The sequence below is a fragment of the Variovorax sp. Varisp53 genome, assembly GCF_059491555.1.
This window is the reverse complement of record NZ_CP168512.1, coordinates 4,173,041-4,195,743: the sequence shown is the minus strand read 5'-3', so window position 1 is coordinate 4,195,743 and position 22,703 is coordinate 4,173,041. Positions and strand designations below refer to the sequence as shown.

The window sequence follows — 22,703 nt, the reverse complement described above, 5'->3', positions numbered from 1 at the left end:
GCCATGTCCGAACTCCACGACATCTCCGAGCGCCGCGCCAGCCTGAGCGCGGAACAGCGCGCCAGGCTGAAGGAGCGATTGCGCGGCGCAAGCGCCGGCATGCAGCAGCAGACCGGCACGAGCGCCATCCCCCGCGCCCGCCCCGCGACCGCGCGCCGCTGTCCTTCGCCCAGCGCAGGCAGTGGTTCCTGTGGAAGCTGGACCCGGCCCGCACGGCCTACCACCTGAGCGGCGGCCTCGTGCTCGGCGGGCAGCTCGACGCCGACGCCCTGCGCGCGAGCGTGCAGGCGCTGGTCGATCGCCACGAGTCGCTGCGCACCGTGTTCCGCGAGGCGGGCGATGGCGAGGCCGAGCAGGTCATCCAGGAAGCGGTGGAGGTCGCGCTGCCCTGCATTGACCTGAGCACGCTCGACACCGACGCGCGCGACGCCGCGATCCGGCGCGAGGAGCACCGCATTCGCGCCGAGCCCTTCGACCTCACGCGCGACCCGCTGATGCGCGCCGTGCTGCTGAAGACGGATGCGCGAACGCATCGCTTGCTGGTGGTGATGCACCACATCGTGTCGGACGGGTGGTCGGTGCAGCTCACGCTCGACGAGCTGGCCGCGCTGTATGCCGCGCGCGTGCATGGACAGGCCGCGGCGCTGCCCGCGCTGCCTGTCCAGTACGCCGACTACGCCGTGTGGCAGAACCAGTGGCTCGACGGCGGCGAGGGCGAACGGCAGCTCGCCTGGTGGCGCGACCAGCTGGGCACCGAACACCCGGTGATCTCGCTGCACACCGACCGACCGCGCAACGCCGACGGCCGCTACAGCTCGGCGCGCGTCACCGTCGCCTTGCCCGGCGACACGCTTGCCCGCCTGCGCCAATCCGCGACGTCCGAAGGCGCGACCCTGTTCATGGCCCTGCTCGCGGGCTTCAACGCATTGCTGTTCCGGCACACGGGGCAGACCGATGCGCGCGTGGGCGTGCCCATTGCCAACCGCAACCGCGCGGACACGGCGGGCGTGGTGGGCTTTTTCGTCAACACGCAGGTGCTACGTTCGCAGATCGATGCAAGGACGACGCTGGCGCAGCTGCTGGTGCAGACGCGCGACACGGCCATCGGCGCGCAGACGCACCAGGACCTGCCGTTCGAACAGCTGGTCGGCGCGCTGCGGCCGGAACGAAGCTTGAGCGCGAACCCGCTGTTCCAGGTGATGTTCAACCACGTGCGGCGCGACCACCGTTCGCTCGCCGAGTGGCCGGGCGTGTCGGTCGAGCGGCTGGACTTCGAGGAAGAAGACGCGCAGTTTGAACTGACGCTGCAGACGATGGAGTTCGAGGACGGACGGGTCGAGGCGAGCTTCCTGTATGCGGACGAGTTGTTCGATCGGGAGACAGTCGAACGGATGGCAGGGCACTACCTTGCGGTGCTGCAGGCGTTGGCAGGGCAGCCGGAGCTGGCGGTGGGCGACGTGCCGCTGGTGGGTGCGGCCGAGCGCGCGCAGCTGGCGGCCTGGGGCGAAAACATGCACCGCCACGAAGGCGCACAGCCCGTGCACCGGCAGATCGAGACGCATGCGAGGCTGAAGCCTTCGGCACCCGCACTGGTCTTCGGCGACGAGGCGCTGAGCTACGCCGAACTCAACGCCCGTGCCAACCGGCTGGCCCATCGCCTGATCTCGCTGGGCGTCCGGCAGGACACGCTGGTCGGGATCTGCGCGGAGCGCTCCACCGAGATGCTGGTGGGCATCCTCGCCGTGCTCAAGGCCGGTGGTGCCTATGTGCCCCTGGACCCCGAGTACCCGGCAGAGCGCCTCGCCTACATGGTCGAAGACAGCGGCCTCTCCTTGCTGCTCACCCCGCGCCACCTGCGTTCGTTGGTCCCCGGCACCGAAGCACTCCAGGTGCTCGAACTCGACACGCTCGATACCTCTTCAGAGTCCGCAGCCGATCCTCAAGTCCCCCTGCACGGCGAACACCTCGCCTACGTCATCTACACCTCCGGCTCCACCGGCCGCCCCAAGGGTGCCGCCATCCGCCACGCGGCACTCTTCAGCTGCATGGCCTGGATGCAAGAGTTCTACACGCTCGCAGGCGCAGACACCGTGCTGCACAAGGCCCCCTTCGGCTTCGACGTGTCCGTGTGGGAGATGTTCTGGCCGCTGACCTCGGGCGCCCGGCTGGTCATCGCCAACCCCGGCGACCACCGCGACCCGGTGCGCCTTGTCGAACTGATCCGAAAGCACCAGATCACGACGCTGAACTTCGTGCCCTCGATGCTGCAGGCCTTCCTGGCCTACGAGGGCATCGAGGCGACGACCAAGTTGAAGCACATCATCTGCGGCGGCGAGGCCATGCCCGCAGCCACGCAGAAGGAAGCGCTGCAGCGCCTGGGCGGCGCCACGCTGCAGAACCTGTACGGCCCGACCGAGACCACCATCCACGTCACCCAGTGGACGTGCCGCGACGACGGCAGCACGCAGGTGCCGATCGGACGGCCGATCAGCGACACGCAGGCGCATGTGCTGGACGCGAGCCTGAACGAAGTGCCGGTGGGCGTGGCAGGCGAGCTGTACCTGGGCGGCATCCACCTCGCACGCGGTTACCTGAACCGAGCCGGCCTGACGGCCGAGCGCTTCATTGCCACCGACAACGGCAACCGGCTGTACCGCACCGGCGATCTGGTGCGCTGGAGCAACGAGGGCCAACTGGAGTACCTGGGGCGCATCGACCACCAGGTGAAGGTGCGGGGCTTCCGCATCGAGCTGGGAGAGATCGAGGCGCAACTGCAGGCGCAGCCCGAGGTGAGGGAGGCGGTGGTCGTCGCCAACGAAGGCCCCTCGGGTGCCAGACTGGTCGCTTACGTATCGGGCCAAGGCATCGACACGGCGGCATTGCGCGAGCGCCTCGGTGAAGCGTTGCCCGACTACATGGTGCCCAGCGTGCTGATGGTGCTCGATGCGCTGCCGCTGAATGCCAATGGCAAGGTCGACCGCAAGGCGCTGCCTGCGCCCGAGTTCAACAGCGACAAGGCGTACGAAGCGCCTCAGGGCGAAGTCGAGCAGGCCCTTGCCGTCATCTGGGCCGACGTGTTGGGCGTGGCCCGCGTCGGCCGCCATGACAACTTCTTCGAGCTCGGCGGCGATTCCATCCTGAGCCTCAAGGTGACCGCGCGCGCGGCCAGGGCCGGCGTGCCGCTGAACCCGCGTCAGGTGTTCGAACACCAGAGCCTGTCGCGCATCGCGCGCGCCGTGCAGGGCGGCCAGCCTTCGGAAACGCAAGCGATCCCCGTGCTGACGGCGGCGCAGCGTGCCGGCACGCTGGCGCTGTCCCATGCGCAGATGCGCCAATGGTTCCTGTGGCAGCTCGACCCGCAGAGCACGGCGTACCACATCAGCGGCGCGCTGAAGCTGGCGGGCCCGCTCGACGTGAGCGCCGTGCGCGCGAGCTTCGATGCGCTGGTGCAGCGCCACGAGTCGCTGCGCACCGTGTTCCGCACCGACGCGCAAGGCCTGGCCGAGCAGGTGATCCGCGAAGCCGCTGCGCTCGACATCGCGGTGGTCGATCTCTCGGCGTTGCGCAACGAGCAAGAACGCGAAGCGCGCAGCAACGAAGAAGCCTCGCGCCTGAGCCACACGCCCTTCGACCTGGCTGAAGGCCCGCTGCTGCGTGTCGGCCTGATCCGCCTGGCCCCTGAGGAACACATGCTCGTCGTGGTGATGCACCACATCGTGTCCGACGGCTGGTCGATGCAGGTCGTGGTCGACGAGTTCGTCGCCCAGTACGGCGCGCACGTGCAAGGCGCGACCGCAGCACTGCCGCCACTGCCGATCCAGTACGCCGATTACGCCGCATGGCAGCGCGACTGGCTGGAGGCCGGCGAGCGCGAGCGCCAGCTGGCGTACTGGAAGCAGCACCTCGGCACCGGTCAGCCCGTGCTGCAACTGCCCGCCGACCGCGCACGCAACGCGGATGGCCGCTACACCGCGGTACGGCACGGCTTCGAACTGCCGAACGATCTGGTTCGCAAGCTGCACAAGCGCTTGCAGGCCCAGGGCGCGACGCTGTTCATGGGCCTGCTCGCAGGCTTCCAGGTGCTGCTGAACCGCTACACCGGCGAGCCGGACGTTCGTGTGGGCGTGCCCATTGCCAACCGGCACCGGGCGGAGACCGAAGGCGTGATCGGCTTCTTCGTCAACACACAGGTGCTGCGCAACGTGCTGGACGGCCGCGAGAGCCTGTCGCAGGTGCTGGCCCGCGCGAAAGACGCGGCCCTCGGCGCGCAGGCGCATCAGGACTTGCCCTTCGAGCAACTGGTGGAAGCGCTGCAGCCGGAGCGCGTTCCTGGCGCGAACCCGCTGTTCCAGGTGCTGTTCAACCATCAGCGGGGTGACGCTGCTGCGCTGCAGGGCATGCCCGGTCTGACGTTGACCGAGTGCAACCTGGGGACGCAGGCGGCGCAGTTCGAACTGACGCTGGAAACCACCGAGGATGCCGATGGCCGCGTGCGCGCGAGCCTGCGCTATGCGGCGGAGCTGTTCGAGCCGCGGACCATGGAGCGCATGGCGGGCCATTACCTCGCTGTGCTGAACGCCTTGGCCGACCACCCCGAGCAGACGGTGGGTGAGGTGGCGCTGCTGGGTGAAGCCGAGCGTGCGCAACTGGCCTCGTGGGGTGCCTGCAGGCAGGCAGCCGAAGCGGGCGAGCCGATCCACCGACTGATCGAGAAGCAGGTCCGCGCGCGCCCCGAGGCGCCGGCGCTGTGCTTCGGCGATCAGACCGTGAGCTACGGCGAACTCAACGCGCAGGCCAACCGCCTTGCACACCGGCTGATCGTCCTGGGCGTGAAGCCCGAGACGAAGGTGGGCATCGCGGTGGAACGCTCCATCGAGATGGTGGTGGGCATCCTGGCGATCCTGAAGGCCGGAGGCGCCTACGTGCCGCTGGACCCGGAGTACCCCGCGGACCGGCTGGCCTACATGGTTCAGGACAGCGGCATCGCGCTGCTGTTCACGCAGAGCCACCTGCAGGTGCCGGGCACCGAGGCGCTGCAGGTGCTGGCGCTCGACACCCTCGACGTTAGTGCGGAACCCGATACCAATCCCGATATCGACCTGCGCGGCGAGAACCTCGCCTACGTCATCTACACCTCCGGCTCAACCGGCCGTCCCAAGGGCGCGCAGCTGTGCCACCGCAACGTGACACGGCTGCTCGACGCCACCGACGCATGGTTCCACTTCGGTCCGGGTGATGTCTGGACGATGTTCCACTCCTACGCCTTCGACTTCTCCGTGTGGGAGATCTTCGGCGCGCTGTGCACCGGCGGCAAGCTGGTCATCGTGCCGTTTTGGGTCAGCCGCTCGCCCGAGGACTTCCTGCAGCTGCTGCAGGCGCAGAAGGTGACGGTGCTCAACCAGACGCCTTCGGCCTTCGGCCAATTGATCAGCCTGCCGCAGGCCTACCAAGACCCTCTGTCTCTGCGCGTGGTGATCTTCGGTGGCGAAGCACTCGACCCGCAGCGCCTGCGCCAATGGATTGAGCACCACGGCGACGATAGCCCGCAACTGATCAACATGTACGGCATCACCGAGACCACGGTGCACGTGACCTACAAGCGCATCACCGCCGAGGACCTGGGCCAGCAGCGCAGTCCGGTCGGTCTTGCCATCCCCGACCTCGGACTGCGCGTGCTCGATGGGCAACTCAACCCGGTGCCGGTGGGCGTGGCGGGCGAGCTGTATGTCTCGGGCGCCGGGCTCGCGCGCGGCTACCTGAACCGCGAAGGCCTGACGGCCGAGCGCTTCGTTGCGGCGGAAGGCGGAGAGCGGCTGTACCGCACCGGTGACCTGGTGCGCTGGAGCAACGAGGGCCAATTGGAGTACCTGGGCCGCCTCGACCACCAGGTGAAGGTGCGGGGCTTCCGCATCGAGCTGGGGGAGATCGAGTCGCAGCTGCTGGCGCAGCCCGAGGTGAGGGAAGCGGTCGTCATTGCGAACGAGGGACCGACGGGCACGCGGCTCGTGGGCTACGTGTCAGGGCAAGACCTCGACACGACGGCACTGCGCGAACGCCTGGGCGAAGCATTGCCCGACTACATGGTGCCGAGCGTGCTGGTGGTGCTCGATGCACTGCCGCTGAACACGAACGGCAAGGTGGACCGCAAGGCGCTGCCGGCACCGGAGTTCTCGGCGGGCAACTCATATGAAACGCCACTGGGAGAGACGGAAGAGAAGCTGGCCGCGATCTGGGCGGAAGTGCTGGGCGTGCAGCGCGTGGGCCGCAACGACAACTTCTTCGAACTCGGCGGCCATTCGCTGCTGTCCGCGCGGCTCGTGGCGCGCCTGCATGCCGCCATGCACAGCGAACTCACGATCCGCGACGTCTTCCAGCACCCGACCCTGGCCGCCATGGCTGCCCGGATCGCCGGGGCCCTCCGGGACAGCCCCGTGGTCCAGGCCCTTTCAGAAATCGATTCGCTGATCGACAGCATGGAGACCGTTTGATGGAAACCACCGCAGCCCGCCGCATCGCCGAGCGCTTCTCCCGGTTGCCGGCCGAGCAGCGCCGCGTGGTGTACGAGGGCATCCGTTCCAAGGGCCTGACGCTCGACCAGTTTCCGATCCTGCCGCGCGAAGACGCCGCGCAGGACCGCTGCCATGTCTCCTACGCGCAGTTGCGCCAGTGGTTCCTGTGGCAGCTCGATCCGCAGAGCACGGCCTATCACATCAGCGATGCACTCAAGCTCACGGGAGCGCTGGACGTGGACGCGGTGCGCACCAGCTTCGAGGCATTGGTGGCACGCCACGAATCGTTGCGCACGGTGTTTCGCGCCGATGCCGACGGACTTGCCGAGCAGGTGATCCGCGAGGACGGCCAACTCGACTTCTCGCTGCTGGACCTGAGCCTGGCGGACGCCGACGCTCGCGAGGCCATGGCCCGCGAAGCGGCACAACGCATCGGCAACACGCCCTTCGACCTGACGCAGGGACCGCTGATGAGGGTGGCGCTGATCCGCCTAGCGCCCGAAACGCACGTGCTGGTGCTGGTGATGCACCACATCGTCTCGGACGGCGGCTCGCTGCAGATCATCGTGGACGAGTTCGTGGCGCAGTACCGCGCCTGCGTGCAGCGCGAAGCCGTGGTGTTGCAGCCGATGCCGATCCAGTATGCCGACTACGCGGTGTGGCAGCGGCACTGGCTGGAGGCTGGCGAGCAGGAGCGCCAGCTCGCCTACTGGAAGACGCAGCTCGGCGGGACGCAGCCGGTGCTGCAACTGCCGCTCGACCACGCCCGCAGGCCCGATGGCCGGTACGGCGCGGCCACCCAGCGGTTCGAATTGCCCGCGTCGCTGGTTCAGGGCCTGCAGAAGCGGGCTCGGCATCAGGAGGGCACGCTGTTCATGGTGCTGCTGGCCGGCTTCCAGGTGCTGCTGGGACGCTACAGCGGCCAGGAAGACATTCGCGTGGGCGTGCCGATCGCGAATCGCCATCGCATGGAGACCGAAGGCGTCGTCGGTTTTTTCGTCAACACGCAGGTGCTGCGCGCGGTGGTGGACAGCCGCGCCAGCCTGCTGCAGGTGCTGGCGCGGACGCACGAAGCGGCACTGGGTGCGCAGATGCATCAGGACCTGCCGTTCGAGCAATTGGTCGAGGCGCTGCAGCCGGAGCGTGTGCCGGGCATCCAGCCGTTGTTCCAGGTGCTGTTCAATCATCAGCGCGGAGATTTCTCGGGACTGAATGGGCTGCCGGGACTCGCGTTGGAACCCTATGGCCTGGGAGCGCAGACCGCGCAGTTCGATCTGATGCTGGTCACCGACGAGAGCCCTGACGGTCGGCTGCATGCGACGTTCAGCTATGCGGCGGAGCTGTTCGAGGCCTCGACGATCGAGCGCATGGCGGACCACTACCTGGCGGTGCTGCAGGCGCTGGCGGACCACCCCGAACAGGCGGTGGGCGAGGTGGCGCTGCTGGGTGAAGCCGAACGCGCGCAACTGGCATCGTGGGGCGCGTGCAGGCAGGCAGCCGAAGCGGGCGAACCGATCCATCGGTTGATCGAACGGCAAGTGCGCGCGCGCCCCGAAGCACCCGCACTGTGCTTCGGCGATCAGACCGTGAGCTACGGCGAACTCAACGTGCAGGCCAACCGCCTTGCACACCGGTTGATCGCCCTGGGCGTGAAGCCCGAGACGAAGGTAGGCATCGCGGTGGAGCGCTCCATCGAGATGGTGGTGGGCATCCTGGCGATCCTGAAGGCCGGAGGCGCCTACGTGCCGCTGGACCCGGAGTACCCCGCAGACCGGCTGGCCTACATGGTGCGTGACAGCGGCATCGCGCTGCTGCTCACGCAAAGCCACCTGCAGGTGCCGGGCACCGAGGCACTTGAAGTCCTGGCACTGGACACGCTCGATCTGTCCACCGAGCCGGAGAGCAACCCCGATATCGACCTGCACGGAGAGAACCTCGCCTACGTGATCTACACCTCCGGCTCCACCGGCCGGCCCAAGGGCGCGCAGCTGTGCCACCGCAACGTGAGCCGGCTGCTCGGCGCCACCGACACATGGTTCCATTTCGGTCCGGGTGATGTCTGGACGATGTTCCACTCCTACGCCTTCGACTTCTCCGTGTGGGAGATCTTCGGCGCGCTGTGCACCGGCGGCAAGCTGGTCATCGTGCCGTTTTGGGTCAGCCGCTCGCCCGAGGACTTCCTGCAGCTGCTGCAGGCGCAGAAGGTGACGGTGCTCAACCAGACGCCTTCGGCCTTCGGCCAATTGATCAGCCTGCCGCAGGCCTACCAAGACCCTCTGTCTCTGCGCGTGGTGATCTTCGGTGGCGAAGCACTCGACCCGCAGCGCCTGCGCCAATGGATCGAGCACCACGGCGACGACAGCCCGCAGCTGATCAACATGTACGGCATCACCGAGACCACGGTGCATGTGACATACAAGCGGATCACGGCGGCGGACCTGAGCCAGCAGCGCAGTCCGGTCGGCCTTGCCATCCCCGACCTCGGACTGCGCGTGCTCGATGGGCAACTCAACCCGGTACCGGTGGGCGTGGCGGGCGAGCTGTACGTCTCGGGCGCCGGACTGGCTCGCGGCTACCTGAACAGGGCGGGCCTGACATCGGAGCGCTTCATTGCGACGGAAGGCGGAGAGCGCCTGTACCGCACAGGCGACCTGGTGCGCTGGAGCAACGAAGGCCAGCTGGAGTACCTGGGCCGCATAGACCACCAGGTGAAGGTGCGGGGCTTCCGCATCGAGCTGGGGGAGATCGAGGCACAGCTGCAGGCGCAGTCAGAGGTGAGGGAAGCGGTGGTCATCGCCGACGAAGGCCCGACGGGCACGCGGCTCGTGGGCTACGTGTCGGGGCACGACATCGACACGACACAGCTTCGGCAGAAGCTCGGCCAGAAGCTGCCCGACTACATGGTGCCCGCGGCGCTGGTGGTGCTCGACGCACTGCCGCTGAACACGAACGGCAAGGTGGACCGCAAGGCCCTGCCGGCGCCGGAGTTCACGAGCGAGCGCGCCTACGAGGCGCCCGCAGGCGAGGTGGAAGAAAAGCTGGCCGCCATCTGGGCCGAGGTGCTGGGCGTGGCGCGCGTGGGGCGCAACGACAACTTCTTCGAGCTCGGCGGCCATTCGCTGCTGGCGCTGCGACTGCTGGAGCGCATGCGCGCCCAGGGCTGGTCGACGCAGGTGCGCACGCTGTTCCAGCAGCCCCAGCTCGACGCCTTCGCGCAGGCTCCGACACCAGCGCCTGCGCGGCAGGAGCTGGCCGTTCCGCCCAACGGCATTCCGGCGGATTGCCGGGCGATCCAGCCGGAGATGTTGACGCTGGCGACCCTGGATGCATGGCAGATCGCGCGCATCGAGGCGGCGGTGCCGGGCGGGGCGACCAACATCCAGGACATCTACCCGCTGGTGCCGATGCAGGAGGGGATGCTCTTCCACCACCAACTGCAGGCCGAGGGCGACGCATACATCACGCTGAACCGCCTGAGCTTCGAAAGCCGCGAAAGGCTCGAGCATTTCGTCGCCAGCTTCAACGAAGTGATCGCGCGCCACGACATCCTGCGAACGGCCGTGATGTGGGAAGACCTTCCTGAACCGATGCAGGTGGTGCATCGCAAGGCCGTGCTCGAACTCCAGTGGCTGGCCGATGCCGGGCCGGGCGGCGCGAACGCGACAGCGCGGCTCGATGCCCACGTCGACCCCGCGTACTACCGCATCGACGTGCGCAAGGCGCCGATGCTGAGGGCGATCGCGGCCCACGACGCTGACAACGGCCGCTGGCTCCTGCAGCTGGCGAACCATCACCTGGTGGTGGACCACACCACGCTGGAGCTGGTCGTCGAGGAAATCGCGCTGATCCAGCAAGGGCGCAGCGCCGGGCTGCCGGCGCCCGTACCGTTCCGCCACTTCGTCGGGCAGGCCAGGCTGGACCTGAGCCAGGCCGGGCACAAGGCCTTCTTCAGCCAGATGCTCGCCGATGTGGAGGAGCCGACGGCACCGTTCGGCCTGCTCGACGTGCAAGGCGACGGCACCCGGGTGCGGGAAGCCTCGCTCGCGCTGGATGCACGGCTCGCATCGCAGGTCAGGAGCCAGGCGCAGAGATGCGGCGTGAGCGCCGCGGCGCTGTTCCACATGGCCTGGGCGCTGGTGCTGGGCAAGACCACGGGCAGGGACGACGTGGTGTTCGGCACCGTGCTGTTCGGCCGCATGCAGGGCGGTGCGAATGTCGACCGGGCACTGGGCATGTTCATCAATACGCTGCCCGTGCGCATCCGGCTGGGAACGCAAAGCGTGCAGGCGTGCGTGCGCCAGACGCACACGGCGCTGAGCGAACTGATGCATCACGAGTACGCCAGCCTGTCGCTGGCGCAGCGCTGCAGCGCGCTACCGCAGCGGATGCCGCTGTTCACGGCGCTGCTGAACTACCGCTACGGCGCGCAGCAGGGCAAGGAAAAAGAGAAGGGCCTGCTGTGGGAAGGCATGGAGGTCCTGGGCAGCAGGGAGCGCACCAACTACCCGATCGAGATGTCGGTGGACGACCTGGGCGAGGGCTTCCACCTGGTCGCGCAGATTCACGAAGCGGTGGATGCCACTCGCGTGTGCGGCCTGATGGTCGCCGCTGTCGAGGCCGTCGTGCAGGGCCTGTCGGGGCAGCCCGAGCGGCTGGCCTGCGAACTCGAGGTGATGTCCGGCGACGAACGGCGCCAGCTTGCCGCATGGGGCGAAAACTCCACGCGGTATGCGCAGGACGAGCCGGTGCATCGGCTGATCGAGCGGCAGGCGGCACTCAGGCCGGACGCGACAGCGCTGGTCTTCGGTGACGAGGCGTTGAGCTATTCGGAACTCGACGCACGGGCCAATCGCCTGGCGCATTGCCTGATTGCCCTTGGCGTGAAGCCGGAGACGAAGGTGGGCATCGCGGTGGAGCGCTCCATCGAGATGGTGGTGGGGGTCCTGGCGATCCTGAAGGCCGGCGGGGCGTACGTGCCGCTCGACCCGGAGTACCCCGTGGACCGTCTCGCCTACATGGTGGCCGACAGCGGCATCGGATTGCTGCTCACGCAAAACCACCTGGCCGCCCTGGTGCCGGGCGCCGAGGCGCTGCAGGTGCTGGCGCTGGACACGCTGGACACCGGCAGCCACTCCGATGCCGCCCCGCAGGTCGCGCTCGGAGGCGAGAACCTGGCCTACGTCATCTACACCTCCGGCTCCACGGGAAAGCCCAAGGGAGTGATGGTGCGGCACCGGTCGCTCAGCCACTTCATGCTGAGCATGATGGAGGCGCCGGGCATGACGCAGGACGACGTGCTGGTCGCAGTCACCTCCCTGTCGTTCGACATCGCCGCGCTGGAGCTGTACCTGCCACTGCTCAGCGGCGCGCGCCTCGTGCTGGCACCGAGGGACGTGGTGCGCAACGGAAGTGCGCTCGGCGAACTGATGGACGGGTGCGGTGCCACCGTGCTCCAGTCCACGCCCGCGGGCTGGCGGCTCTTGCGGGCCGCTGGATGGAATGGCGGCCGGGGCGCGAACTTCAAGGGCCTGTGCGGCGGCGAGGCGCTGCAGGAAGACCTTGCGCAAGACCTGCTGGCGCTCGGCGTCGAGCTCTGGAACATGTACGGCCCCACCGAAACCACGATCTGGTCGACGGCGGCCGCGGTTCGCGGCAGGCCCCGCATCGGCGGGCCGATCGCGGCCACGACGCTGCACGTGCTGGACGGCTTCCTCAACCCGTCGCCCGTGGGCGTGCCAGGCGAGCTGTTCCTGGGCGGCATCGGCCTGGCACGGGGCTATTTCCGGCGCGCGGGCCTGACGTCCGAGCGTTTCATCGCGGCGCAGGACGGCCAGCGGCTGTACCGCACGGGCGACCTCGTGCGCTGGAGCACGGAAGGCCAGCTGGAGTACCTGGGCCGCATCGACCACCAAGTGAAGGTGCGGGGCTTCCGCATCGAGCTGGGCGAGATCGAGACGCAGCTGCTGGCGCAACCCGAGGTTCGCGAGGCCGTGGTGGTGGCGCGCGAGAGCGCGAACGGCGCATCGCTGGCCGCCTACATCGCACTGCAGGCAGGGCAGGCGGCAGACACGGCGACGCTGCGCGACCGCCTCGCTGCGGCACTGCCCGACTACATGGTGCCGGCCGCCATCGTCGTGCTCGAGCGCCTGCCCCTGAACGGGAACGGCAAGATCGACCGCAAGGCGCTGCCGGAGGTGGAGTTCGCGAGCGACCGGGCATACGAGGCACCCGAAGGCGCGGTGGAAGAGAAGCTGGCCGCGATCTGGGCCGAGGTGCTGGGCGTGCCGCGCGTGGGGCGGCACGACAGCTTCTTCGAGCTCGGCGGGCATTCGCTGCTGGCGGCACAACTCGCGTCGAGGGCGCGCGTCGATGGCGGATTAGACCTGCCGCTGCGGAGGATATTCGAGCACCCGGTGCTTCGCGACCTCGCGAATGTCGCCCGGCAGGCGCGGCACGAGAGCCCGTTGTCCGCTCGCGTGCCGGTGCTGCAACCGGTCGAGCGCGTGGCCGACATGAAGCTCTCGCCCGCGCAGCAGCGCCTGTGGCTGGTGAATCGGCTGTCGGACGCATCGGACGGCAAGCACGCGGCCTACAACATTTCGGCGGCGCTGCGCTTGTCGGGCGCGCTCGATGTCGACCTGGTGCGCGCCACGCTCGACGCCATCGTGCAGCGGCACGAAGTGCTGCGCACCTGGTTTCCCGAGAACGACGATGGCGATCCCGTGGCTCGCATCGCGCCAGGAAGCGACCTCGTCGTTGCGCTGACGGATCTTTCGCACCTCCCGGCCGAAGTGCAGGCGAGGGCGATGCACGATGCGCTCGCCGCGCATGCGGGCACCGCGTTCGACCTGGCCACCCGCCCGGCCTTCGCGGCAGCCGTCCTGCGCCTGCAGCCCGAGGAACACGTGCTGATGCTGTGCGTGCACCACATCGTGTTCGACGGTTGGTCCGAAGCCGTCTTCATCCAGGACTTCATGGCCCTGTATGCGGCGCTGCGGGAAGGGCGCGGCTCACCCCTTGCGCCGCCCGCGATCCAGTACGCCGACTACGCCGACTGGCATCACCGCAAGCTCGCGCAGAACCTTGCGCAGGACGCCGCGTTCTGGCGCGGCTACCTCGAGGCCGCCCCCGCCGTGTCCACGCTCAGGCCCGATCACGCCCGGCCTCCAGTGGCGTCGGTGGCGGGCGACACGGTCGGCATCGAGATCGGGCACGAGCTCGCGCAGGCGCTGCACGGGCTGGCGCGGGAGCAGAAGACCTCGCTGTACGTGCTGCTGCTGTCGGCCTTCCTGCTCGTGCTGCACCGGCAGGCCGCGTCGGACGACCTGGTGATCGGCACCGACGTCGCCGGGCGCGATCATCCGGCGCTCGAAGAGCTGATCGGCTTCTTCGTCGGCGTCGTGCCGCTGCGTTCCCGGCTCGCGCCCGCGCTGCCCTTCGTGCAGTGGCTCTCGAGGGTCAAGGAGAGCACGCTGTCGGCCTTCGAACACCAGGACGTGCCCTTCGACCAGATCGTCGAACTGGTCGGCGCGCCCCGCAGCCGCCAGCACAGCCCGCTGGTGCAGGTGCTGTTCGTCATGCAGAACATGCCCGAGGGACGCTTCGAGATCCCCGGCGTGGTCGTCGAACCGATCCCACGGTCCGGGACGACATCGAAGTTCGATCTCGCGGTGGTCATGAGCGAGAACGAAAACGGCCTGCGGGCCGAGTGGACCTTCGCCTCCAGCCTGTACCTGCGCGAGACCATCGAGCGCGCATCCACGGCGTGGCGCGATCTCCTGCAGCAGGTCGTCGCGGCACCCAACGGCGTGCTGGAGAGCTTCGTCATTCCATCCAACACGGAAAGAAACACCATGCCGTCTACCTCGCCCGCGCTGGGCAAGCTGCAGAAGCTCAAGAAATTCACCGCCAAGGATCGCGACGTCCAGGCTGCACCGCGCTCGCCCGTGCGCACCTCCTTCTTGTCGGACCAGCGGACTTTCCCACTGGTCATCGAGGCCACGAGCAGCGACATCGACGCGGTGGCATGGGCTCGGGAGCAGGGCGCGTACATCGAGGCCAGCCTCGGCAAGCACGGCGGCATCCTGCTGCGCAATTTCGGCCTGCGCACGCCGCAGGAATTCGAGGCCTTCGCGGAGGTGATCGAGCCCGAGCTCTACGGCGGCTACGGCGATCTTCCGAAGAAGGAGGGTGGGCGCAACACCTACCGTTCGACGCCGTACCCCGAGCGCCAGATGATCCTGTATCACAACGAGAGTTCGCACCTCGACCGCTGGCCGCGCAAGCAGTGGTTCTTCTGCGAGCTGCCGTCGCCCGTGGGCGGCGCGACGCCCATCGTCGATTGCCGCGAGATGCTGCGCCTCCTGCCGGCCGGCATGGTGGCCGAGTTCGAGCGCAAGGAGCTGATGTACGTGCGCACCTTCATGCCGCGGTTCGACGTGAGCTGGAAGGACTTCTTCAAGACCGAGAGCAAGGCCGAGGTCGAGACGCGCCTCGCGCTGGCCGGCACCGCCTGGCGCTGGCTGGACGACGACACGCTGCAGACCCGCACCCGCTGCCCGGCGGTGATCACGCATCCCGTCACCGGCGAGCGCGTCTTCTTCAACCAGATCCAGCTGCACCACGCGAGCTGCCTGGAGGCGGACGTGCGCGAGGACCTGCTGGCCATGGCCGGCGGCCTGGAGTACCTGCCGCGGCATGTGACCTACGGCGACGGCACGCCGATCGACGACGAGACCATGGCGGTCGTCGGCCGCGCCTACGAAGCGTGCGCCGTGCGCTTCGACTGGCGCCAGGGCGACGTGGTGATGCTCGACAACATGCTCGCGGCACACGCGCGGGACCCGTACGAGGGGCTGCGCAAGATCGTGGTCGCCATGGGAGCGATGTGCGACCGCGCCGCGCTTGCGCAGGCTCCTGGCGCCGCTCGGCAACCCGCTGTGTTCGAGGGTTGAAGCCATGGCTGCCATTCTCGAAACCACGACTTCCTCGCAGCCGCTCAGTCCCGAGCAGCGTGCCATCCGGGCGCAGCATGGTGAGCAGGCCGCTCCCGGCGCGCCCAAGCTCGTGCTGCAGGCCGATCTCGACGGCGAGCTCGATGCGGCGCGCCTCGAGGCCGCGGCCCGCGCGGTCGTGCAGGCCCATGTGGCCTTGCGCTCGGCGGTGTTGCAGGTTCCCGGCTTCCGGGGTCTCAGGCAACAGGCCCTGGATGCGGCGGCTGCGCTGCGCTGGCAAAAAATCGACCTTCGCGGCAATGCCGACAGCGCGGCCGCGCTGGCCGACTGGATCGCCGCATGCACGCAGGAGCCGCTGGATGTCGCGAGCGGCGCGCCGCTGCGCATCGGGATCGCCCGGCTCGGCGAAACACGGCACAAGCTCGTGCTGGTTGCGAGCGTGTTCGCCGCGGACAAGGGCAGCCTGCACGGCCTGCTGGATCAGATTGCAACGGCTTACCTCACTGGGCAGGCCGTCGATGCGGACGAGGTCTTCCAGTACACGCAGTTCGTCGAATGGCGCCAGGACCTCGAAAGCGGCGACGAGGCCGCCGAGGGGCGCGGCTACTGGCAGGCTTGCATCGACCGCGCCGATGTGCTGCAGGCACCGCGCCTGAACACCCGGATGGACGGGGTACGCGCGGTCGCGTCGCCGGCGCGTGCCAGCCTCTCTCTTCCTCTCGATGCGGCGCTTGCCGCCCGCACGCAGGAAGCGGCCGGGCAGCTCGGGTGCGGCACCGACCTGCTCCTGCAGGCCGTGTGGTGGCTGCTCGTGGCCCGTCTGACCGGCCACAGGCCTTTCGTCGCCGGCTGGCAGAACGATTGCCGGCACGACTACGAAGTGATGCGGGGAGCGGTGGGCGTCTTCGAGAAGATCCTGCCCGTGGTCGTGGACATCGCGCCCGAGGAGCGCTTCTCCGACTGGATCGCACGCCTGGGCGAAATGCTCGAGGCGCACGCCGAGGCCCAGGAGTACTGGGCGATCGATGCGCCGCCGATTTCTGCGCACCTCGACGTGGGCTTCGGCTTCGACGAGATGCCGGTGCTCTCGCACGGTACCGTGGCCTGGCGCGTGGATACCGTGCCCGGGCCGCTGCCTTGTTTCGAACTGGCCATGCAGGTCGGCCGGGCCGGGCAGGCTTTCACGCTGTCGGTGCATGCGGATGCGTCGCGCTATTCGTCCCAGGCCGTGGAGCGGCTGCTGTGGCAGTACCAGACCTTGCTCGAGGATGCCGTGGCGCAGCCTCGCGCGCCGGTCGGCAGCCTCGCGCTGGTCGGTGAGCGCGAGCGCGAATTGCTGCTGCTGGCAGCGCGCGGTGCGACGGCCGATTTCGGAAGCCTCACGCTGGCCGGGCAGGTCGCCCGCTGGGCGCGGACGACGCCGGACGCGCCCGCGCTGGAGGCTGGCGACGTGCGGCTGAGCTATCGCGAATTCGATGCGCGAATCAACCGGATGGCGCACTGGCTGCAGGCCCGGGGCGCTGCGGCCGGAACGCTGGTGGCGCTCAACCTTCCGCGATCGGCCGATCTGCTGGTGGCGATGCTGGCGAGCTGGCGCATCGGGGCGGGCTACCTGCCGCTGGACCCCGAGTGGCCCGCCGCGCGCCGCCAGGCCGTGCTGGAAGACGCCGTGCCGTCGCTCGTGCTCCATGCGGCAGGCGTGCCTTCGGCCGGCGATGCGCCGTGGCGGCAGGCATCGCTGGACGACATGAACCTCGACGGTGTCGCCGACAGCGCGCCGGCATACCAACCCGCGATGCAGGGTCTGGCTTATGTGCTCTACACCTCGGGTTCGACGGGGACGCCCAAGGGCGTGGTGATCGGGCAGGGGCAGTTGCTCAACTACGTGGCTGCGGTGTCATCGGCCATGGACCTGGCTCGCTGCCGCCGCTGGGCGCTCACAAGCTCCGTCGTCGCGGACCTGGGCAACACGGCGCTCTTCGGTGCGTTCCACAACGGTGCCTGCCTCGTCGTGGCGGGAGCGGGCGACGTGAAGGATGCGCGCGCCTTCGCCGGCTTCATGCGCGAACGCCGGATCGACGCGCTCAAGATGGTGCCCTCCCACCTGGAGGCCCTGCTCGAGGACGAGGCGCCGAAGCTGCCCGGCACGCTGGTGCTGGGCGGCGAGGCCGCACCGCGCTCGCTCATCGAGCGCATCGCCAGGCTTGCACCGGATACCGCGATCTACAACCACTACGGCCCCACGGAAACGACGGTGGGCGTGATGGTGCACCGCGTATCGGCGGGCGAGGCCGCGTCCCCGGTGCTGCCGCTGTCGCGCGTGCTGGCGAACAACCGCGTCCATGTGCTGGACGAAGCCTTGCGCATGGTGCCGAGCGGCGCGCTGGGGGCGGTGTATGTCGGCGGTGCGCAGCTGTGCCGCGGCTACCTGAACCGGGAGGTGGAAGGCGCCTTCGTGGCCGATCCGTTCGAGCCGGGGCAAGAGCTCTACCGCACGGGCGACCTGGCCTGCGTGCTGCCCGAAGGCGGCATCCGCCTGGCGGGGCGGGCGGACGACCAGATCAAGATACGGGGCTTTCGTGTCGAGCCGGCCGAGGTGGAGGCGGTGTTGCTGTCGCAGCCCTGCGTGCGACAGGCCGTGGTGCTGGCGGTGCCGGGCGGCGGAGGCGACGCCGAACTCCGGGCCTTCGTCGTGGGTGACGGGGCGCTCGCGTCGGAGACCGGCCGCTCGGCTCTGGCAGGACGGCTGGGCACGCTGCTGCCCGCGCACATGGTGCCTGCGCGCTGTACCTTCGTCGCGGAGTTCGCGAGGCTGCCGAACGGAAAGATCGACCGGCAGTCGCTGCTGCTGTCCGCAGCACGCAGCGATGACCGCAAGCCGGTGGCGGCGGCACCGCGCGACGCGCTCGAATCGGTGCTGGCCGAGTGCATGGCAAGCCTGCTCCAGCGCGACGCCATCGGCGTGGAAGACGACTTCTTCGAACTGGGAGGGCACTCGCTGCTCGTGATCAAGCTGGTGGCGCGCATCCGCAAGCAGCTGCGGATCGACATCGCGCCGGGACTGGTGTTCGACCATCCCAGCGTCGCCACGCTCGCAGCGGCGCTTCGCACGATGGAGAACGAGGGATCGGTTTCGGCATACAGGATGGAACAGTGATGAACAGCAGCAATGCGGCGCGGCGGATTTCAGCGAAGAACGGATGGGCGGATGACGATGGCGACGACGAAATCCTCCGTTGCGTGTCGGACGGCGACGAGGTGCCGTTGTCCCCTGCGCAGGAGCAGCTGTGGTTCCTGCAGCGCCTGGAGCCGGGGCTGACGGCCTACAACCTGCCGCGGACGTTCCGCCTGCACGGCCCGCTGGACGCGGATGCGCTCGAGCGCGCGTTCCAGGCCGTGATCGATCGCCACGGCATCCTGCGCACCCGCTTCTTCGAGAAAGACGGCGTTCCCATGCAGCAGATGGTGCGGGACGTGAGGTTCATGCTGGAGCGGTTCGATCTGTCCCTGGAGTCCGGGGCCGCGCGGCAGGCGCGCGTCGATGCGCTGACGGGCGAGACGGCCCTGCATGTGTTCGACCTGGACGCCGCGCCTGCATTGGTGGCCAGGTTGATCCGGCTGTCGGGCCAGGAGCATGTGCTGACGGTCTGCCTGCACCACATCGTGTCGGACGCGTGGTCCAACCCCATCCTCGCTGCGGACCTCGCTTCGGCCTACCGCCTGGCATCGGCTACGGGTGCGGCCGTGCGGCTCCCGGCCTTGCCGGCCCAGTACGCCGACTACGCGCTGTGGCAGCGCGAGCGCCTGCAGGGCGAGGGCCTGGCGAAGCAACTGGACTACTGGAACGCCCACCTGGGTGCCGATGTGCCACCGCTGGAACTGCCGCTCGACGCGGCACGCCCTGCGCGGCAGACCTTCGACGGTGCGGTGCATCGCTTCGCGCTGGAGCCGGCGCTGGCGGTGGCGTTGCAGAAGTTCTGCCGCACGGAGAAATGCACGCCCTTCGTGGTCCTGCTCGCGGCGTGGCAGATGCTGCTGGGCCGGTACAGCGGCCAGAACGACTTTGCCGTCGGCGTGGCCAATGCCGGCCGCCATCGCGACGAGGTGCGCGATCTGGTGGGGTTCTTCATCACGACCCAGGTGTTCCGCGTGCGGCTCGAACCGCGCGCCACGTTGCGCGAAATCTGCCGGCGGGTGCGGCGCGATTCGCTATCCGCACTGGAGCATGCGGACCTTCCCCTCAATGCGCTGCTGGCCGGCCGGAACGAAAAGCGCGACGCGTCGCGCAACCCGTTGTTCCAGGCGATGTTCGGCGTGCAGATGAGCGACAGCGTTGCCGACCTCGCGTTCGGCGACGTGCGCGCGGAGCAGGTTGGGGGCGGCAACGCGAGCGCCAAGTTCGACCTGTCGCTGGATTTCTTCATCGAACCGACGCGTGCGTACGCGCAGATCGAATACAACACCGACCTTTTTGGGGAGGCCACCGTGGCGCGGCTGGCGGGCTGGTATGTGCGCCTGCTCGAGACGTTGACGGTCGATCCGGAGCAGGTCTTTTCGGACATCGATCTTTCGAGCGATGCGGAGCGTGCGCAACTCGCGGCCTGGGGTTCGAACACGCGGAGCTTTCCGGATGCGACGCCGATCCATCGGCTGATCGAGAAGCAGGTCCGTGCGCGCCCCGAGGCGCCGGCGCTGTGCTTCGGCGATCGGACCGTGAGCTATGGCGAACTCAACGCGCAGGCCAACCGCCTTGCACACCGGCTGATCGTCCTGGGCGTGAAGCCCGAGACGAAGGTGGGCATCGCGGTGGAACGCTCCATCGAGATGGTGGTGGGCATCCTGGCGATCCTGAAGGCCGGAGGCGCCTACGTGCCGCTGGACCCGGAGTACCCCGCGGACCGGCTGGCCTACATGGTTCAGGACAGCGGCATCGCGCTGCTGCTTACGCAGAGCCACCTGCAGGTGCCGGGCACCGACGCATTTGAAGTCCTGGCCCTGGACACGCTCGACCTGTTCGAAGAACCGTCGCACGATCCGCAGCTCGATCTGCACGGCGAGAACCTCGCCTACGTGATCTACACCTCGGGCTCCACCGGCCGTCCCAAGGGCGCGCAGCTGTGCCACTGCAACGTGACACGGCTGCTCGGCGCCACCGATGCCTGGTTCGGCTTCGGCCCCAAGGACGTGTGGACGATGTTCCACTCCTACGCCTTCGACTTCTCCGTGTGGGAGATATTCGGTGCGCTGTGCACCGGCGGCAAGCTGGTGGTCGTACCGTTCTGGGTCAGCCGCTCGCCGGAAGACGTTCTGCAGCTGCTGCGCAGTGAGCGCGTCACCGTGCTCAACCAGACGCCTTCGGCCTTCGGCCAGTTGATCAGCCTGCCGCAGGCCTACCAAGAGCCTCTGTCGCTGCGCGTGGTGATCTTCGGCGGCGAAGCACTCGACCCGCAGCGCCTGCGCCAATGGATCGAACACCATGACGATGACAGCCCGCAGTTGATCAACATGTACGGCATCACCGAGACCACGGTGCATGTGACCTACCGGAGGATCACGGCGGCGGACCTCGAGGGGCAGCGCAGCCCGGTCGGGCTTGCCATTCCGGACCTCGGATTGCGCGTGCTCGATGGGCAACTCAACCCGGTACCGGTGGGCGTGGCGGGCGAGCTGTATGTCTCGGGCGCTGGGCTCGCGCGTGGCTACCTGAACCGCGAAGGCCTGACGGCCGAGCGCTTCATTGCCACCGACAACGGCAACCGGCTGTACCGCACCGGTGACCTGGTGCGCTGGAGCAACGAGGGCCAATTGGAGTACCTGGGCCGCCTCGACCACCAGGTGAAGGTGCGGGGCTTCCGCATCGAGCTGGGGGAGATCGAGTCGCAGCTGCTGGCGCAGCCCGAGGTGAGGGAAGCGGTCGTCATTGCGAACGAGGGACCGACGGGCACGCGGCTCGTGGGCTACGTGTCGGGGCACGACATCGACACGACACAGCTTCGGCAGAAGCTCGGGCAGAAGCTGCCCGACTACATGGTGCCGAGCGTGCTGGTGGTGCTCGATGCACTGCCGCTGAACACGAACGGCAAGGTGGACCGCAAGGCGTTGCCGGCGCCGGAGTTCGGCCGTGCACCGACGTGCGACGAGCAGCCGAAGGAGGGCGCGCAGGGCGTGCTCGAAGCGGCACTAGCAGCGATCTGGGCCCAGGTGCTGGGTGTGCCGCGCGTGGGGCGCCACGACAACTTCTTCGAGCTGGGCGGCGACTCACTCGTCGCGCTCAGGCTGCTGGCCAGGATCAACAAGTCCCGTGTGCTGAGCGTGCAGATATCCCTGCAGGATCTGCTCGAGAAGCAGACGATCGCCCGGTTGGTCGCGCAGCTGGACATGGGCGCGCCGCCGCAGCCTGTCCAGTTGCTGAACGCGTATGCCGGGCCGGCGGATGCGATGCCGCTGTTCTGCGTGCCGCCCGCGCTGCGCCATCCGATCGACTACCGGCCGATGGCGCGCCACCTGGAAGACTCGCGTGCCGTCTACGGCCTGAGCTACGCGGACGACGTCGCCGGACTGGATTCCATCGAGCAGATGGCCCGGTACTACGTCGATGTCATCCGCAGGACGCGGCCACAGGGGCCCGTCGGCATCGTCGGCTGGTCATTGGGAGCAGTTGTCGCGGTGCATGTCGCCAGCCTGCTGGAACAGCAGGGCGTGGACGTCGCCTTCCTCGGCATGGTCGACAGCTTTCTGCTGGACGAGAGCTTCGATCCGCACGGCTGGTACCAGGACTTCCGGGATTTCGTCCTGGACACCGCGAGCGGCAGCACGGACCGCGAGGCCGTCGACGCGATGCTCGACAGCTTCGAGCCGATCCGCTCGGGCTCCGACGAGACCGTGCGCGACGCCGTCGAGGAAATCGTGGCGGCGGCCGGCATGGGCATGAAGCCGGGCGACATCTTCCGGGGGATCGTCGCCACCCGGCGCATGAACGCGATCACGCAAAAGATCACCGCATTCCCGCGCGTGAAAGTGGCGCCGCATTTCTGGTGGAAGAAGGGGCGGGCGGTTGCCCAGAAGAACGCGCTCCTGTCGCAGTTCGGCGGCAAGGCGCAGGTTTCGCTCGAGGTGAATGCCGACCATCAGGGCATCGTGCGCAACGCTGCGCTGCTGAGCCATCTGCATGCGGCCATGTGCGATGCGCAGCAGGCCAGGGAGAAGGCAGACGCGCGCCGATGATGGCGAGCGAAAGATG

5 protein-coding genes are annotated in these 22,703 nt (G+C 68.5%); all 5 read left to right on the top strand.

Annotation, left to right across the window (positions count from 1 at the left end; all coding sequences use genetic code 11):
• Positions 1 to 3 precede the first annotated feature (3 nt).
• From ACEOAB_RS19595 to ACEOAB_RS19575, 5 genes are read left to right on the top strand one after another with little or no spacing between them, the layout of a single operon-like run.
• Positions 4 to 228 carry a hypothetical protein gene (locus tag ACEOAB_RS19595; RefSeq protein ID WP_495653055.1) on the top strand — a complete coding sequence of 75 codons (225 nt, stop codon included), beginning with the start codon at positions 4 to 6 and terminating at the stop codon, positions 226 to 228.
• Complete coding sequence (locus tag ACEOAB_RS19590; protein WP_495653844.1) at positions 159 to 6,488, top strand: amino acid adenylation domain-containing protein; 6,330 nt, start codon at positions 159 to 161, stop codon at positions 6,486 to 6,488. Before ACEOAB_RS19595 ends, ACEOAB_RS19590 begins: the two co-directional genes overlap by 70 nt.
• Positions 6,488 to 15,463 carry an amino acid adenylation domain-containing protein gene (locus ACEOAB_RS19585; RefSeq protein WP_495653054.1) on the top strand — a complete coding sequence of 2,992 codons (8,976 nt, stop codon included), beginning with the start codon at positions 6,488 to 6,490 and terminating at the stop codon, positions 15,461 to 15,463. The genes ACEOAB_RS19590 and ACEOAB_RS19585 overlap by 1 nt, the downstream gene beginning before the upstream one ends.
• 4 nt (positions 15,464 to 15,467) lie before the next feature.
• Complete coding sequence (locus ACEOAB_RS19580; protein WP_056589885.1) at positions 15,468 to 18,620, top strand: non-ribosomal peptide synthetase; 3,153 nt, start codon at positions 15,468 to 15,470, stop codon at positions 18,618 to 18,620.
• Positions 18,620 to 22,687, top strand: coding sequence for a non-ribosomal peptide synthetase (locus ACEOAB_RS19575; protein WP_413748338.1), 4,068 nt, complete (start codon positions 18,620 to 18,622; stop codon positions 22,685 to 22,687). The genes ACEOAB_RS19580 and ACEOAB_RS19575 overlap by 1 nt, the downstream gene beginning before the upstream one ends.
• The last annotated feature ends 16 nt before the right edge of the window (positions 22,688 to 22,703 follow it).